15 protein-coding genes are annotated in these 16,924 nt (G+C 31.8%); all 15 read left to right on the top strand.

All coding sequences use genetic code 11. The annotated features are described in order from the left end of the window. The first annotated feature begins 118 nt into the window (after window positions 1-118). The 15 genes from FHG05_RS02720 (at window position 119) to FHG05_RS02645 (ending at window position 16,919) form a co-directional block, all read left to right on the top strand. Window positions 119-3,943: an efflux RND transporter permease subunit gene (locus FHG05_RS02720; protein ID WP_140996455.1), complete on the top strand. Its 3,825-nt coding sequence runs from the start codon at window positions 119-121 to the stop codon at window positions 3,941-3,943. Further along, window positions 3,936-5,156, top strand: coding sequence for a TolC family protein (locus FHG05_RS02715; protein ID WP_140996454.1), 1,221 nt, complete (start codon window positions 3,936-3,938; stop codon window positions 5,154-5,156). Before FHG05_RS02720 ends, FHG05_RS02715 begins: the two co-directional genes overlap by 8 nt. A 2-nt stretch (window positions 5,157-5,158) precedes the next feature. Continuing rightward, window positions 5,159-6,931: an efflux RND transporter periplasmic adaptor subunit gene (locus FHG05_RS02710; protein ID WP_140996453.1), complete on the top strand. Its 1,773-nt coding sequence runs from the start codon at window positions 5,159-5,161 to the stop codon at window positions 6,929-6,931. A gap of 16 nt (window positions 6,932-6,947) precedes the next feature. After that, on the top strand, window positions 6,948-9,488 hold the full coding sequence (locus tag FHG05_RS02705) for a multicopper oxidase domain-containing protein (RefSeq protein WP_140996452.1): 2,541 nt from the start codon (window positions 6,948-6,950) through the stop codon (window positions 9,486-9,488). Between the two features lie 12 nt (window positions 9,489-9,500). After that, window positions 9,501-9,980 (top strand): TlpA family protein disulfide reductase, encoded by a 480-nt coding sequence (locus FHG05_RS02700; RefSeq protein WP_140996451.1) that lies wholly within the window; start codon window positions 9,501-9,503, stop codon window positions 9,978-9,980. 182 nt (window positions 9,981-10,162) lie between these two features. Next, window positions 10,163-10,582 (top strand): nuclear transport factor 2 family protein, encoded by a 420-nt coding sequence (locus FHG05_RS02695; RefSeq protein WP_232338042.1) that lies wholly within the window; start codon window positions 10,163-10,165, stop codon window positions 10,580-10,582. An 85-nt stretch (window positions 10,583-10,667) separates the two neighbouring features. Further along, entirely contained in the window at window positions 10,668-11,402 is a 735-nt protein-coding gene (locus FHG05_RS02690) for a DUF3347 domain-containing protein (protein WP_232338041.1), read from the top strand. Further along, complete coding sequence (locus FHG05_RS02685) at window positions 11,403-11,855, top strand: heme-binding domain-containing protein (RefSeq protein ID WP_140996450.1); 453 nt, start codon at window positions 11,403-11,405, stop codon at window positions 11,853-11,855. 20 nt (window positions 11,856-11,875) lie between these two features. Beyond that, window positions 11,876-12,424 carry a DUF3347 domain-containing protein gene (locus tag FHG05_RS02680; RefSeq protein WP_140996449.1) on the top strand — a complete coding sequence of 183 codons (549 nt, stop codon included), beginning with the start codon at window positions 11,876-11,878 and terminating at the stop codon, window positions 12,422-12,424. 315 nt (window positions 12,425-12,739) lie between these two features. Then, window positions 12,740-13,984, top strand: a complete 1,245-nt coding sequence (locus tag FHG05_RS02675) for a hypothetical protein (RefSeq protein WP_140996448.1) — start codon at window positions 12,740-12,742, stop codon at window positions 13,982-13,984. Between the two features lie 12 nt (window positions 13,985-13,996). Then, entirely contained in the window at window positions 13,997-14,566 is a 570-nt protein-coding gene (locus tag FHG05_RS02670) for a helix-turn-helix domain-containing protein (protein WP_140996447.1), read from the top strand. Between the two features lie 329 nt (window positions 14,567-14,895). Further along, a complete protein-coding gene (locus FHG05_RS02660; RefSeq protein ID WP_140996445.1) occupies window positions 14,896-15,120 on the top strand; it encodes a heavy-metal-associated domain-containing protein in 225 nt (74 codons plus the stop codon). Between the two features lie 11 nt (window positions 15,121-15,131). After that, complete coding sequence (locus tag FHG05_RS02655; protein WP_140996444.1) at window positions 15,132-15,350, top strand: SHOCT domain-containing protein; 219 nt, start codon at window positions 15,132-15,134, stop codon at window positions 15,348-15,350. Between the two features lie 17 nt (window positions 15,351-15,367). Continuing rightward, the gene (locus tag FHG05_RS02650) at window positions 15,368-15,643 is read left to right on the top strand and encodes a DUF5676 family membrane protein (protein ID WP_140996443.1); all 276 of its coding nucleotides are present in this window, start codon (window positions 15,368-15,370) and stop codon (window positions 15,641-15,643) included. 7 nt (window positions 15,644-15,650) lie between these two features. Continuing rightward, on the top strand, window positions 15,651-16,919 hold the full coding sequence (locus FHG05_RS02645; RefSeq protein WP_140996442.1) for a multicopper oxidase family protein: 1,269 nt from the start codon (window positions 15,651-15,653) through the stop codon (window positions 16,917-16,919). Window positions 16,920-16,924 lie beyond the last annotated feature (5 nt).

The following is a 16,924-nucleotide window of genomic DNA, read 5'->3' as shown; positions in this document are numbered from 1 at the left end:
AATAAGTTGTAATTAACCTATTCCTCTAAAGTAGAAAATACTTTAGAGGAATATTGAAAAATTGTTTGACAAAATATTTGCTAAATAGTATTTCCATGGTTATAAATTTTATATTCAGATGTTAAATAAAATAATAAAATATTTCCTAGAAAATAGATTAGTAACTGTACTTATTCTGATGGTGCTGATTTTATGGGGTATTTCTACAGCTCCATTTAACTGGAAAATACCTTTCCTGCCTTCTGATTCAGTTGCTGTTGATGCTATTCCTGATATTGGTGAAAATCAACAAATTGTTTTTACACAATGGCCAGGTAGATCACCCCAAGATATTGAAGACCAAATTTCTTATCCATTAACTACTTATTTATTAGGTATTCCAGGTGTAAAATCGATTAGAAGTAATTCCATTTTTGGTTTTTCAAGTATTTACATAATCTTCGATGATGATATCGAATTTTACTGGTCAAGATCCAGAATACTTGAAAAATTAAATTCACTACCTAATAGTTTATTACCCGAAAATGTAAAACCATCACTTGGTCCAGATGCAACAGCATTAGGACAAGTATATTGGTACACAGTTGAAGGAAGAGATAAAAATGGAAATCCAACTGGTGGATGGGATTTACAAGAAATAAGAACAGCACAAGACTTCTATATTAAGTACGGTTTAAATGCTGTGCAAGGAGTTTCAGAAGTAGCATCTATTGGTGGATTTGTCAAAGAATATCAAATTGATGTCAATCCAGACGCATTGAAAGCTTACAATATTAGTTTGATGCAGGTAATGACTGCAGTACAAAAATCAAACAAAGATGTTGGTGCAAAAACCATAGAAATCAACCAGGCCGAATATTTAGTTAGAGGTCTTGGTTATGTTAAAAAAGTAGAAGATATTGAACTGGCAGTTGTAGCAGTTAAAGACAATGTTCCAATTCGTATAAAAGATATAGGTGTAGTTGCATTAGGACCTGAAACAAGAAGAGGAATTTTAGATAAAGGAGGTGCTGAAGCCGTAGGTGGTGTTGTTATTGCACGATATGGCTCTAATCCATTAGAAGTAATTAATGGTGTAAAATCTAAAATCAATGAAATTGCACCAGGTTTACCTAAAAAAACATTAGCTAATGGTATTGTAAGCCAATTAACAATTGTTCCATTTTATGATCGAACAGAATTAATTCAGGAAACAATTGGAACCTTAGAAACGGCTCTTTCGCATGAAGTATTAATAAGTATTATTGTAGTTTTACTTTTAGTTTTAAATTTAAGAGCTTCTTTAATCATTTCCAGTTTATTACCCGTTGGAGTATTAATGACTTTCATTGTAATGCGTTATGCTGGTGTAGATGCTAACGTAGTGGCTTTATCAGGAATTGCTATTGCAATTGGAGTAATGGTAGATGTAGGCGTCGTGTTTGTCGAAAATATTATTCGACATCTCGAAATGCCAGAAAACCATGGCGCAAAAGGCAAAAAATTAATGCAGGTAATTTACGAGGCAAGCACAGAAGTAGTTTCTGCAATTACAACTGCTTTAGCAACTACAGTTGTTAGTTTCATTCCAGTTTTTGCTATGGAATCAGCTGAGGGAAAACTATTCAGACCTTTAGCATTTACTAAAACATTCGCTTTATTAGGTGCTTTTGTTTTAGGGTTAGTTATCCTACCATCTTTAGCTCACTATATTTTCGGTATTGATTATGATAAAAAAAGAGTAAAACGTTTTTGGGGATATGTGTTTATTTCGGGAGGTATTTTACTAAGTGTTTATTTCAAAATTTGGCTTCCTTTAGGATTAACCTTAATGGGTTTATATGACCTGTTTAATCATAAAATTCCTTTGAAATTTCAGTCCTATACAAAGCATTTCAATTTAATATTGGTAATATTTATTATTTCTTTTTTCTTAACAGAAGAATGGATGCCATTAGGCCCACAAATAAGTGTGATAGGTAATTATCTTTTTGTAATTGTACTTTTAGGAATAATATTAGCTGCACTTTTATATATAGTCAGTTCTTATGAAAGAGTACTGCGTTGGTGTTTAGAAAACAAAGGTAAATTTATGTTATTACCAATAATGACTTTGTTTTTTGGACTTTTAGTTTGGTTAGGATTTGATAGTACTTTTGGCTTTGTTGCTAATGGATTGGATAAAGTAGGCTGGAATATTAGATCCTCGAAAATTTGGTCAGTTCCGTCACATACTTTTCCAGGCATTGGTTCCGAATTTATGCCAACACTTAATGAGGGAAGCTACTTATTAATGCCTACTTCTATGCCGCATGCAGGTGTAGAACAAAACAGAAAAGTAGTGGGTCAATTGGATATGATTCTAAACCACATTCCCGAAGTTGATATGGCAGTTGGGAAATTAGGACGTGTAGAAAGTGCTTTAGACCCTGCTCCAATTTCAATGTATGAAAACGTTATCAATTATAAGCCAGAATATATTTTGGATGCTAACGGACATCGAATGCGATTTAAAACCGATAATAAAGGTCGTTACATTACAAAATCTGGTGATACACTTTCACATGATGAAGCACTAAAACAGGCAATTACTGTAAAAAATTTAATACCAGACGAAGATGGTTCTTTCTATAGAAATTGGCGCGATATAATTCAATCACCCGATGATATCTGGAATGAAATTGTAAAAGCTTCTAAAATACCAGGTGTTACATCTGCTCCCAAATTACAACCTATCGAAACTCGTTTGGTTATGCTTCAAACAGGAATGAGAGCACCTATGGGAATAAAAGTTTTTGGACCCGATTTAAAAACTATTGAAGAATTTGGATTAGAATTAGAAGCCATTATTAAAGAAGTTCCTTCTGTAAAAAGCGAAGCTGTTTTTGCTGATAGAATCGTAGGAAAACCTTATTTACATTTAAATATTGATAGAGAAAAAATTGCTCGATTTGGCTTAAATATAGAAGATGTTCAACAAGCTATTGAAACAGCAATTGGAGGAATGAAAATTTCTTCAACTGTTGAAGGAAGAGAACGCTATCCTATAAGAGTTCGCTATCCTAGAGAATTAAGAGATAGCCCTGAAGCATTAGGAAAAATATTAATAGCTACTCCTACTGGCGCACAGATTCCGTTAGGTCAATTAGTTCAGTTTGAATATAAAAAAGGACCTCAAGCCATTAAAAGTGAAGATACTTTTCTGGTTGGTTTTGTCTTATTCGATAAAAATGATGGCTATGCCGAAGTTGATGTAGTAAATGATGCTCAAAAAGCAATTCAAACTAAAATTGATTCAGGCGAATTGGTAGTGCCTCAAGGTGTAAATTATAAATTTTCAGGAAGTTATGAAAATCAAATAAGAGCAATGAAAAGACTTTCAATTGTAATTCCTATTTGTTTAATCGTTATCTTTTTATTACTTTATTTTCAATTCAAGACTGTTATTGCATCGTCAATCCATTTCTCTGGAGTATTTGTTGCATTTGCAGGTGGATTTATAATGCTATGGTTATACGGACAAGATTGGTTCATGAATTTTGCTGTTGCAGATGTAAACATGCGCGATTTATTTCAAATGCATCCCATCAATTTAAGCGTTGCCGTTTGGGTAGGTTTCATAGCATTATTTGGAATTGCTACTGATGATGGTGTAATTATGGGTTCTTATATTCACCAAGTTTTTGAAGAAAAAGATCCGCAAACAGTGTCTGAAGTTCGTGATGCTGTAGTTGAAGCTGGTAAAATGAGAGTTAGACCTGCTGTGATGACAACGGCTACAACAATCATTGCCTTGCTACCAGTTTTAACCTCAACAGGAAAAGGTTCAGATATTATGATCCCAATGGCTATTCCAACTTTTGGAGGAATGACCATTCAAATTATGACCATGTTTGTAGTGCCAGTATTACAAGCATATTGGAGAGAAACTGTAATTAAAAATAAAGAAAAGAGAAATGCGTAAACTAATAATTATATCACTTTTATTTTTTGCTTATAATGTTGAAGGACAATCTATAAACGATTACTATACTATTGCAGCAGAAAATAATCCTGAATTAAAAGCAAAGTATAAAGAGTTTGAAGCAGCCATGCAAAAAATACCACAAGTGAGTTCTTTACCAGATCCTAATCTTTCTATGGGGTATTTTATTTCACCCGTAGAAACAAGACTTGGCCCTCAAAACATGCGGTTTTCACTTTCGCAAATGTTTCCTTGGTTTGGTACTTTAAAAGCTCAAAAAAATGCAGCAACTTTAATGGCAGAAAGTAAATACCAAGCCTTTTTAAATGCTAAAAATCAATTGTATTCTCAAGTTGCTACTGCTTATTATCCTTTGTATGAGCTATTAAAACTAAAAGATATTGAACAAGAAAACATCAAAATTCTAGAATCATACAAAAACATTGCCAATGCGAAATTTGAAAATGGTAAAGGAAGTTTAGTAGATGTCTTGCGTGTGGATATTATGATAAAAGATGCACAAACTAATTTAGATATTTTAACTAAAAAAGAACCTGCATTAACATCTTGGTTGAATAGTATATTAAATAGAAAGTACAATGAAAAAATTGTTATTTCTAAAGATTTGCAAATTATGGAATTACCAATGGAATACCGCAAAGATTCTATAACCACTAACCCAATACTACAAGAGCTTGAATTAAAAAAACAAGCTTCAGAAGTAGCTATTGAAGTAGCCAGAAAGCAAGGTTTACCTAAATTAGGTCTTGGTTTAGATTATGTTTTGGTAGGGAAAGGAATGAATAACTTTCCAGATTCAGGAAAAGATATTATCATGCCAATGGTTTCGGTTAGTTTGCCAATCTTTAGAAAAAAATACAATGCAGCAACGAAAGAAGCAAAACTAATGCAAGAAAGTTTTTCTTTTCAAAAAGAAGCGTATGAAAACAAACTAAACGGTACATATTATAAACTTGTTTTTGAATTAGAAAAGGAAAGAGATTTATTAAAATTATATGAAGGTCAAGTAATAACACTCTCCAAAAGTTTGAATCTATTATTTGCTTATTACAGTAATGCAAACAAAGATTTTGAAGAAGTATTACGCATGCAACAAGAGCTTTTAAAGTATCAAAAAATGCAGTTGTCAAGCATTAGTACTTTTTATATAAAATTAGCGGAATTGGATTATTTAACAGCAAAACAATTTTAATCATGAACATAGATAAAAAAACAAAAATACTATTAGCAGTAACTTTATTAGTTGGGCTATTATTAGGTGCTCTATTCTTTGGTGGAAGCACTAAAGAAGAAGATAATAAAACTGAAGTCAAATCAAAAGCAGAAGTTTGGACGTGTTCCATGCACCCACAAATTAGACAACCAGAACCAGGAGATTGTCCTATTTGTGGAATGGATTTAATCCCGTTAGAAGCTGGTAATGAAGATATTGACCCAGACGCAATTAGTATGTCGGAATCAGCCATGATTATTGCAGGAATTTCTACTTATAAAGTAGGAAATACGGATGGTATCAAAGAAATAGCACTGAATGGAAAAATTGAAGTAAATGAGAAAACAGTTTACAGCCAATCCTCACACATACCAGGTCGTATTGAAAAAATTCAAGTTACTTTTGTAGGCGAATATGTAAAAAAAGGTCAAGTAGTAGCTTATGTGTATTCTCCAGAGCTAGCTAGTGCACAACAAGAACTTATTGAAGCCTATAGTGTAAAAGAAATTCAGCCACAATTATTTGAATCGGTAAAAATGAAATTGAAAAACTGGAAAGTTTCAGACGCTACCATAAACAGTATTATTTCTTCAGGAAAAACACAAGATAGATTTCCTATTTATGCTGATGTTTCAGGATATATTATTAAGAAAAATGTAGAGCTTGGCGATTATCTTCAAAAAGGGCAAACCTTATATGATGTTGCTGATTTGTCAACCGTTTGGGTACTTTTTGAAATTTACGAATCGGATATGAGTTGGGTTAAAAAAGGAAATAAAATTAACTATACAGTAGCATCTTTTCCAGGAGAAACATTTTCAGGAACAATTGCATTTATTGACCCATTTATAAACCCAATGACACGAATCGCGAAGGCAAGAGTTGAGGTAGCTAATTCTGGATTAAAATTCAAACCTGAAATGTTTGCAACGGGTACTTTAAAAACTAAAGTAGTTGGCAATAAAGCGACATTAAGTGTTCCTAAATCAGCTGTAATGTGGACAGGAAAACGCTCTATTGTTTATATTAAAAATGAAACCGATAAGGGAATAACATTCAAACTACGTGAAGTGACATTAGGACCTCTTTTAGGGAATGATTATATAATTGAACAAGGTTTAGAAGTTGGTGAAGAAATTGTAGCTAATGGTACTTTTAATGTAGATGCAGCTGCACAATTAGCCGGTAAACCAAGCATGATGAATCTTGAAGGTGGCAGAGTAAGCACAGGTCATAATCATGGAGGTGCAACAATGCCAATGAATGAAGATAAAAAAGCAGCATTAAAAGCAGACAAAACAACGATTAGTGCTGAAGCTAAAAAGAGTTTACAACCAATATATAAAGATTATTTTGAATTGAAAGATGCCTTAACAAAAGATGATTTTAATGCGGCTAAAAAAGCTTTGTTAGCATTTGAAAAATCTTTCAATAAAATAAACATGAGCGTATTTAAAGGTGAATCTCATAAAGTATGGATGAATTATCAAACAGAGCTGAAAAAACAGACACTTCATGCTACACATATTAAAAACATTAAAGAATTAAGAATGACTTTTGAACCTATATCAAATGTTATGATAGCAATGACAAAAGCTTTTAATCCTTTAACTGAGAGTGCATACGTTCAGTTTTGTCCTATGGCTAATAGTGATAAAGGTGCCAATTGGTTAAGTAAAGAGAATAAAGTAGTTAACCCATATTTTGGAGCTTCAATGATAAAATGTGGAGAAGTAAAAGAAACAATTAAATAAAGTAATAATTAACAAAGTGAAAAAAACAACACTAATAGTAATACTCCTCATCTGGAATAATTTTGCACAAGCGCAAAATATGAAAGGTATGGATATGAGTAAAAAAGAAACCCAACAAGTTACTTACACTTGCGTCATGCACCCAGAAATTCATGCTATTCAACCAGGTAAATGTCCTAAGTGCGGAATGGATTTGGTAAAAGAAAAAACCAAGACCAATGCAAAAAAGCAAATGGATATGAAAATGCCTGCTAGCAAAAAATCAAAGAAACCTGAAATTACCAATAAACAAACGGTTAATTTGACAATGCCCGAACCAGAGATAAAATCAGATTCAATAAAAACATTAAAGCCAGTTAAAACAGTTTCAAAAACAGTGCGTTACGATCTTTATGTGCGAGATACTATCGTGAATTTTACAGGAAAACCTAAAAGAGCCATTGCCGTAAACGGACAAATCCCAATGCCTACTTTAACGTTTACCGAAGGTGATATTGCTGAAATATATGTACATAATGAACTAGACGAAGAAACTTCACTGCATTGGCACGGATTGTTTTTACCTAATAAAGAAGATGGGGTTCCAAATGTGACACAAATGCCCATTCCACCACATACCATACATAAGTATACATTTCCAATAATTCAGCATGGAACACATTGGTATCATAGCCATTTTGGACTGCAGGAGCAAATCGGAATGTATGGTAATTTTGTGATGAACAAAAGAGCTGAAGACCCTACTTTTAGAAACGGTATTGACAATTTACCAACTGTACCAATAGTATTAAGCGAATGGACAGATTTGAAACCCGAGAACGTACATAGAATGTTGCATAACGCTAACGATTATCCAGCTATTAAAAAAGGAACAACCCAAAGTTATGCAGAAGCTATACAACAAGGTTATTTAGGTGTAAAACTAAAAAATGAATGGAAAAGGATGAACGCAATGGATGTAAGCGATGTCTTTTACGATAAAATTCTTATGAATGGAAAGCAAAGTACAGATGTGAAAAATATTGATGGAAAGCCTTTAAAAGGTGGTGATAAAGTACGTTTGCGTATTTCAAATGGCGGTGCTTCCTCCTATTTTTGGCTTACTTATGCTGGTGGAAAAATAACAGTAGTTGCAAACGATGGTAACGATGTAGAACCTGTAGAAGTAGACCGATTAATTATTGGTGTTTCTGAAACTTACGATGTTGTTGTTACTATTCCAAACGATAAAACTGCTTTTGAATTTTTAGCCACGACCGAAGATAGATTGTATTCAGCTTCTTATTTTATTGGAGACGGAATCAAACAACTTATCAAACCACTTCCCAAACTTAAATATTTTGAAGGAATGAAAATGATGAACGGGATGATGAAAATGAATGGTGATTTAGATGATATGGGTATGAATATGTCTTATAATCAAATGGATATGAATGTAGTAATGTACCCAGAAATTACAGGCGAACAAAAAAAGAAAGGTGAAGAAAAAATGAAAGATATGAAGATGACCGAAGCGGATTATAACAGTAATGCGCTATCGGATATTACAACATTAAATTACGCAATGTTAAAATCACCCACTAAAACTTCACTTCCAAAAGATGCACCGGTAAGAGAATTAAAATTTGAATTGACAGGAAATATGAATCGCTATGTTTGGAGTTTAGACAACAAAGTAGTTTCTGAATCAGATAAAATATTAATTAAAAAAGGAGAAAATGTTCGCATCACAATTCATAATAATTCTATGATGCGTCATCCTATGCACTTACATGGTCATGATTTTAGACTTTTAAATGGTCAAGGAGATTATGCTCCTCTAAAAAACGTTGTGGATATTATGCCAATGGAAACTGATGTATTGGAATTTAATGCAAATGTTGAAGGAGATTGGTTCTTTCATTGTCACATTCTGTATCACATGATGAGCGGAATGGGTAGAGTTTTTACCTACGAAAATCAAGCTCCTAATCCAGAAATTCCAAATCCTAAACTAGCAAGACGAAAATTATTTGCAGATGACAGAAAGTTTCATTTTATGGCAGAAAATGATTTTGCAACTAATGGTAATGATGGCGAGGCAATGTATCAAAGCACACGTTGGAGTATTGGAACAGAATGGCGTTTGGGATATAACGACATGCACGGTTACGAAACCGAAACGCACATTGGACGGTATATTGGAAAAATGCAATGGCTTATGCCTTTCATTGGATTTGATTGGAGGTACAGAAAATTAGGAATAGACCAACAAGAACAAAATCTTTTTGGACAAACAAATACCAAAGATAATAGGGCATTACTTAGTGCAGGGGTCAATTATACCTTACCAATGCTTATTGTTGCACAAGCAGAAATTTTTACTGATGGAAATGTTCGTTTACAATTTGAACGAAAAGACATTCCAGTATCAAAACGAGTACGAATGAGTTTAATGTGGAATACCGATAAAGAATATATGGCAGCTGTAAAATATATAATCAAAAGAAATTTTGGTATTACAACGCACTATGATAGCGATATGGGATTAGGTTTAGGAGCAACCTTTAACTATTGATAATTAAAAAAAATGAAAATATACATCTTAATAATTTCTTTAATGGTAAGTGCTTTGAGTGTAAATGCACAACTTAAAGTTGGCGAAATGCTCCCTGATATTAATTTGATGAATGAGAAAAATATAGAAATAAATATTGCTTCATTTAAAGGGAAAACTATTCTGATTGATTTTTGGGCTTCTTCATGTGGTGCTTGTAGAATATCTAACAGGAAATTAGCTAATTTTTACAAACTTAATCAAGACAAAAATTTTGTAATAATCGGCATTTCTTTAGATAGGGATAAACAAAAATGGTTAGCTGCAATAGATAAAGATAAAATGACATACATACAATTAAATCAACCTAAAGATTTTAAAGAAAAATTAGGAAAACTATTGAAAATTAGAGAGATACCGACAACTCTATTGTTTAATAGCAATGGTGTATTTATTGCAAAAAATCCTAGGGGGAAACTTATCAATAATGAGATTGCAAAAGGTATGCTTTAAAAGGTAAACTCCTATTAGGATAAACAAAAAAAACAAAAAAAATGGAAAAAACACTAAATGTTCTAAAATGGATTTTTAAGAAAATATTCATTAAAAAATGTTGCCAGTAAATAATATTTTTAATTAATAAACTAAACAAAATGGAAAAATTGAATTTCGTAAAAAAAAGATTTCTATTGATAATGCTTATCATCATATCAACAACAGCATTTTCGCAAACAACAGATGTAGAAGCAGTAAAAAGTGTTTTAAAAAAATACAATGAGGCAACTCAAAAAATGGATTTGTCTAACACCAAACAACTATTTGCTACCAACTCACAAATTTTTGAAAGTGGTGGTAGTGAAGGAAGTTATGAGCATTATTTTGATCATCATTTAGCACCAGAGTTTAAAGAATTTAAATCATTTACAATTACCGATTATAAAGTTGAGACTGTTGTTGAAAGCACTCTTGCTTATGCTATCGAAACATACAACTATACCATTGTAATTGCGAAAGACAATAAAGAGTTTAAACGAAAATGTGTAGTCACATCAGTATTAAAAAAAGAAAACGATGAATGGAAAATTGTGATAAGCCATAATTCGTCAAGAAAGTAAAAAATAAATTGTAGCCATAAAAAACACAAAATAAACAGGTAAGCCGAAAACTGATAAGAGTAGGCAATAAATAAATTTTAAAATCATGAAAAAAGTAATCGGAATTTTAGCAGTAGCTTTATTAAGCGTAACAGTTTCTTGTAAAGACAACAAACAAGAAGAGCAAAAAGAGGAAATGCATAATGAAATGAGTGATAATCATACAAAATATGCATGTCCAATGAAATGCGAAGACGATAAAATGTATGACAAAGCGGGTTCATGCCCAAAATGCGGAATGGATTTAGAAGCTGTTGAAACACATGATCATTCAGAAATGAATCATGAAGATGGACATGACCATGGTAATAGCGAAAGTACAGAAAGAGAAATCACTCAAAACAGTACAAAAAACAATGCTACATCAGCTATGCTTGACGCTTACTTTGAAATCAAAAATGGTTTGGTAGCAGACAGTAAAGAAAAAACGGCAAATGGAGGAAATTCTCTTTTAACAGCTATTTCTAAATTTGACATGTCAAAATTATCAGGTGAGACACATAAAGAGTATATGGAAATTGCAGAAAGTGCAAAAGAACATGCTGAGCACATTATAAAAAGTCCTATCGATCATCAAAGAGAACACTTTGAAGCTTTAAGTACAGATATTACCGATTTAGTAGCACTTCTTGGAACGGATAAAGTAGTCTATCAAGATTTTTGCCCAATGGCAAATAACAATAAAGGAGCAAATTGGTTAAGTGAAGTGAAAGAAATTAAAAACCCATATTTTGGTTCAAAAATGCTAAAATGTGGAAGTGTAAAAAAGCAAATTAACTAAATGAAAATTTCTAAAATCATCTTACTGATTTTACTGATTGTGTTTGTGGGAATTCAATTCATTCCCACAAAACGCAATCAAAGTGAAAGTGTACCCAATACAGATTTTATGATAGTTAATAATGTGCCTAATAATATTAAAGCTACATTACAAACTTCTTGTTATGACTGTCACAGTAATAACACGTCCTATCCGTGGTACAATACAGTACAGCCTGTAGCTTGGTTTTTAGAAAATCATATCGAAGAAGGAAAATCAGAATTAAATTTTAGTGAATGGGATAACTACTCAAACAGAAGAAAAAAAAGTAAATTAAAATCGATTGTTAGTCAAATTAAAGATAACAAGATGCCTTTAAGTTCGTATACATTTATTCATAAAGAAGCAGTATTGGATAACACTAAGAGGCAAGAAATTCTAAATTATATCTCAGAATTAAAAGATAGTTTATAATAATTTAATAATTTAAAAAGATGAAATTTTTAAAAACAAGTATAACAATAATGCTATTATTAGCTATTTCTTTTACTTATGCACAAGATGGGCATAATCATAACCATGATAAAATGAAACATAGTAAAATGAAGCAAAATAATGATGTTAAAGCGGAAGCAATCCTAAGCGATTACATTAACTTAAAAGACGCATTGGTAGCGGATGATACAAAAAAAGCAGCTGCTGTAGCTTCTAAATTAGTAGCCTCTTTTAAAGCCTTTGATAGAACTACCTATAGAGGTATGGAACAAATGGAACTTATAGAAATTATTGAAGATGCAATAGAACATGCAGAACATATTGCTAAAAGTGAACTCGATCATCAAAGAGAACATTTCAAGACGTTGAGTAAAGATATTACTGACATGATTACTATTACTGGAACTGAAAACACACTCTACCAACAGTTCTGCCCAATGTATGATAAAGGTAGTTCGTGGTTAAGCACAAATAAGGAAGTAAAAAACCCATATTATGGTAGTAAAATGCCAAATTGTGGAAAAGTGCAAAAGGAAATTAAGAATTAGAGTACTTCTTTTAGAGTAAAGGAATGAGATATCTAATTCCTAAAAGGACAATAAGGTTTTCATTATTGATTCACATTTTTATAAAAGATCCCTTTTATGGTGTTAGAAAAGTCCTAGTTTGGGAAGGGTTAAATGGATAATTAGTCTGATCTCCTTCCCTTGTTAGGCACAATAAATTAAAAAAAAGGCTTTTAATATTAATAGCTTGTATAAGTGAAGAATGATAAATCTATTAATAACATTTCCTTGTCAAACGGCAGATGAAATATAAATTTTAAAAGCAAAATAAATAATTATCAAATAGTAACATCATCAATGAACAACCTTAACCAAATAATCAATCAATATAAAAACGATACCGAAAGTGTATACAATACTTGGTTTATAGATAATGACCAACGATTAAAAGCTTTTAGAACAATACGTCGTGGTGTTATTCAAGTTGTGGAAGATATTAAAAACAAAACATTTCCTAACGATTTTAAAGGCAGTAGTTTAGAATTTGTATTGAGTTGCATTGCAGAGCAAAAACAAATATTTGTAGGTGTAGCTCATCCCTTCTATTGGAAACCAAAATTGCGTATCCCAGATATTTATGAAAACCAAAATAATAAAATCGCTTTTGGCCAATTTTTAGAAAACTGTATTAATGCAAAATCAGAAGAACAAGTTGTAAAAGAAATAGTAAAGCTAGATGAACTCAAAATAAAAGGACTTGGCCCAGCTGTTGCTAGTATTTTATACTTTTTACATCCAACATGGTTTCCTCCTTTTAATACAGCAATTCTCAATGGATTTAACTTTTTATTCAAAGACAAAAAAAAATTAGGTAGTTGGTCAGAATACCTAAAAATAAGGGAAACAGTAGTTGAAACAAATAATAAACATAAAACTGATTTATCTAATGATTTAGGTGCAATTGCTGGCTTATGTTTTGAAATTGGTACACAGAAAATGCTTATTGGTAACGATGAATATTTGAGTGAAGTAGAACGCACAAAATTTGAAAAGAATATTTTAAAACGTCAAAAAGAAATTCAAGAAGAAAAACAGGAAGAAAATTTACATAACGAAATGCAATACCACCTACTAAAAATAGGTGCTTCATTAGGGTATGATGTAACTCCAGCTAGTAATGACAAAAGCAAATCATTTGGCGGACAAAGTTTTTCATTTATTTCACTTTCTAAATTCCCAGAACTTCCTTGCGATAAAGAAACACAAAATACGATTAAACTAATTGATGTGCTTTGGTTTAAAAAAGGAACAAATACCATTGTTGGAGCATTTGAAGTAGAAAAAAGTACGAGTATCTATTCAGGGATTTTAAGATTGTCTGATTTATATTTCAGTATCTCAAATGGTAATGAAGTATTTTATATAATTATCCCAAACAGTCGCGAAAAAGATGTCATACAGCAATTAAATCGCCCTGTAATCAAAAATTCTAAAATGCTCATCAAATATATTTTGTTTTCAGAATTAAGAGAAAATTGCGATGCCATTTGCAAGTTTGGTACTGATCTTTCCATAATGGATAAAATTGCAAAATCAATTTAAAAATAAAAAATCATGAAATTATATATCAAAAACATGGTCTGTAGTCGTTGCTTAAAAGTGATAAAACAAGAGCTTGAAGAACTAGAAATAAAAGTCACATCTATTGAACTTGGAGAATTAGTTATTGATGATTCAAATAGTAATCATGATGATATTATCTTTCAAATTGAAAAAGTATTGCATTCCAATAATTTTGAAATAATTCATAGTTCAGAAGAAATTCTTGTCGAAAAAATCAAACATTTTCTATTTAATAAATTGGAAGAATTACCATTGGATATCAAAGTGAATTTATCACAAGTTTTGAGTGCAGAACTCAATCATGAATATAAATCATTAAGTAAACTATTTTCACATTCAGAAAAAATTACAATTGAAAAATACTTCATTCGATTAAAAATTGAAAAAGTCAAAGAGTTAATTCAATTGAAACAACATACTTTTTCTGAAATAGGATATTTATTGGATTATAATAATGTCAACCATTTATCAAGACAATTTAAAGAAATTGTTGGAATGAGTATGACAGAATATAAAAATTATGACGATTCAAAACGAAATCATTACGATGAAATTTTATAGATTTTAACGAAAATTGTGTAGCTGATTTAAGATAGGAGTAAATACCTTTAGGAGTATTATAAACCAGCACACTATGAAAAATAATCACTGGATTTGGATGGTTTTAGGCTGTGTCCTACCATTACTATTCATCTTTTTAGCACCTACTCTTGGCATAGGAAGTAGTTCCTCACTTTTCCTTTTCATCATTTTTATGTTTGCCTGTCACCTGTTTATGCCTCATGGGTCGCATCGACATGGTAATCATAATCACGGGGAATAAAAACAAGATAATACTCAAAGTAATAAAGAGGAGCACAAAGGGCATCATAACCATTAATATCTAAGAAATGAAAAAGAAGTATCAAATAAACGGAATTAGCTGTGGTGGATGCATAGCAAGTGTTAAGAAAACTTTGGAAGTACATCCTAATATTGAGAGAGCCCAAATTTTCTTAGAACCTAAAGGAGCTGCTATCATAACAATGAGTGAAAGTCTTACGGTTGATGAATTACAAGAGCAACTCAATACGCTAAAAGGATATACCATTACTGAATTTAAAGAAACAACTTAAAAACAATTATTATGCATTTAAACGAAGCACATTATGGAGGAATGCACCTTATATGGTGGATTATATGGATGGTATTAATCATATGGATTTTTGCAACACCATGGAGTATTCCTGGGCAAAGAGCAAAAAAAGATTCCCCACTCGATATTTTAAAAAAACGCTTTGCTAAAGGAGAAATTACAAAGGAAGAATTTGAAGAATCGAAAAAGATTTTAAACGCGAGCAAATAACTTAAAATCCCAATACTATGTATCAATTAAACGTAAAAAAACTTGGTTTTGCATTCGGTCTAACAGCTGCCTTTCTTTATCTCGGCTGTATGATTGTAATGGCAACTGCAGGAAAAGAAGGAACTATTACTTTTTTTAACAGCTTGTTACACGGTTTAGATACTACAACTATTATAAGAATGGATGTTTCACTTACTGAAGCATTACTTGGAATTGTACAAACATTTATTTTATGGTGGTTAATAGGCGCTTGTATTGGAGTATTTTATAATGTTCAAATAAAAAACAAATAGAAAGATTATGGACAGAAGAAATTTTATAGCAACTGGTGCTGTCTCAACTGCAGGTATGTTGTTTTTCCCTGGCAATTTATTAGCTTCTGAAGCAAAAATAATTAATAAACAAAAACTAGTTCAACCTTTATCTTACAAGATGGATGGAGAATGGAAAGAATTTGAACTGTATATTGATATACATATACACGAACCTGCACCAGGGTTTAAATACCATACATTAGCTTTTAATGATATGATTCCTGGTCCAGAAATTAGAGTAAATGCAGGTGATAAAGTAAGAGTGAAATTTGTTAATAAAACAGATTTAAATCATACCATACATTGGCATGGAGTTTATGTTCCTTGGCGAATGGATGGAGTACCCTTTGTAACACAACTCCCAGTAATGCCAAAAAATGAATTCATTTACGAATTTATTGCAGAACCTGAAGGAACACATTTCTACCATTGCCATTGGGGAACTTTAATGCATATGCAAGCAGGAATGTTCGGAAGTTTAATTATTGAAAAACCAAATGATTCTATAAAGCAACGATTCCCTTATGAACGTGAATATACATTAGTCTATTCTTCACATGACACAAACTATATTAGAAGTGAAATGAACGGGATGCTAGAACGTATGAAACAACGTAGTTATTTAATGAAAGAAGGAAGATTTGATCCCGAACAGTTTTCAGTTTTTGACTCTAAAGAGCAGTTATTAGAAAGTATCGATAACGGATATCAACCACCATATGTTACAAACAGAAGATCAAATTCTGAGTTACCTCAAGCAAATTGGTTTACTGTAAACGGCAAGTCTTACCCGTCTACTCCGTATGTATTTATTAAGTCTGGAGAAAATATACGTATTAGGCTTATAAATGCAGGTGCAGAAACACATCATCTACATTTACACGGTCACGATTTTTGGATGGTGGCTGATGATGGAGTGCCTATTGACAATCCTTGGAAGCGAAATACGGTACCTCTTACACCGGGAAAAACTTTTGATATTATTGTAGAAGGTAAAAATAGAGGTATTTGGACATTTCATGATCATGATACACGTAAAGTAACTAACAACGGATTATATCCTGGTGGAAACTTACTGGCTTTGGTATATGAAGATTTACCAGCTGATGAATTAATTATTTCAAAACATTCTGGAAACCCTATTTACAATTCAAATGCTGGCATGGGAAATATGAAAGGAATGGATGCTATGGGAAACATGAACAAAATGATGTTTGGTGAAGATAAACTACCAAAAATTGCTCTTGACGAATAATTAAT

It is taken from the genome of Flavobacterium profundi, assembly GCF_006491645.1.
Classification (GTDB): domain Bacteria; phylum Bacteroidota; class Bacteroidia; order Flavobacteriales; family Flavobacteriaceae; genus Flavobacterium; species Flavobacterium profundi.
The sequence above is the reverse complement of the archived record's forward strand: the minus strand, read 5'-3'. Positions and strand labels throughout refer to the sequence as shown.

Coding starts and splice junctions, on each gene's coding strand:
- FHG05_RS02720 (WP_140996455.1), top strand. CDS start 119: ATGTTAAATAAAATAATAAAATATTTCCTAGAAAATAGATTAGTAACT.
- FHG05_RS02715 (WP_140996454.1), top strand. CDS start 3,936: ATGCGTAAACTAATAATTATATCACTTTTATTTTTTGCTTATAATGTT.
- FHG05_RS02710 (WP_140996453.1), top strand. CDS start 5,159: ATGAACATAGATAAAAAAACAAAAATACTATTAGCAGTAACTTTATTA.
- FHG05_RS02700 (WP_140996451.1), top strand. CDS start 9,501: ATGAAAATATACATCTTAATAATTTCTTTAATGGTAAGTGCTTTGAGT.
- FHG05_RS02695 (WP_232338042.1), top strand. CDS start 10,163: ATGCTTATCATCATATCAACAACAGCATTTTCGCAAACAACAGATGTA.
- FHG05_RS02690 (WP_232338041.1), top strand. CDS start 10,668: ATGAAAAAAGTAATCGGAATTTTAGCAGTAGCTTTATTAAGCGTAACA.
- FHG05_RS02685 (WP_140996450.1), top strand. CDS start 11,403: ATGAAAATTTCTAAAATCATCTTACTGATTTTACTGATTGTGTTTGTG.
- FHG05_RS02680 (WP_140996449.1), top strand. CDS start 11,876: ATGAAATTTTTAAAAACAAGTATAACAATAATGCTATTATTAGCTATT.
- FHG05_RS02675 (WP_140996448.1), top strand. CDS start 12,740: ATGAACAACCTTAACCAAATAATCAATCAATATAAAAACGATACCGAA.
- FHG05_RS02670 (WP_140996447.1), top strand. CDS start 13,997: ATGAAATTATATATCAAAAACATGGTCTGTAGTCGTTGCTTAAAAGTG.
- FHG05_RS02660 (WP_140996445.1), top strand. CDS start 14,896: ATGAAAAAGAAGTATCAAATAAACGGAATTAGCTGTGGTGGATGCATA.
- FHG05_RS02655 (WP_140996444.1), top strand. CDS start 15,132: ATGCATTTAAACGAAGCACATTATGGAGGAATGCACCTTATATGGTGG.
- FHG05_RS02650 (WP_140996443.1), top strand. CDS start 15,368: ATGTATCAATTAAACGTAAAAAAACTTGGTTTTGCATTCGGTCTAACA.
- FHG05_RS02645 (WP_140996442.1), top strand. CDS start 15,651: ATGGACAGAAGAAATTTTATAGCAACTGGTGCTGTCTCAACTGCAGGT.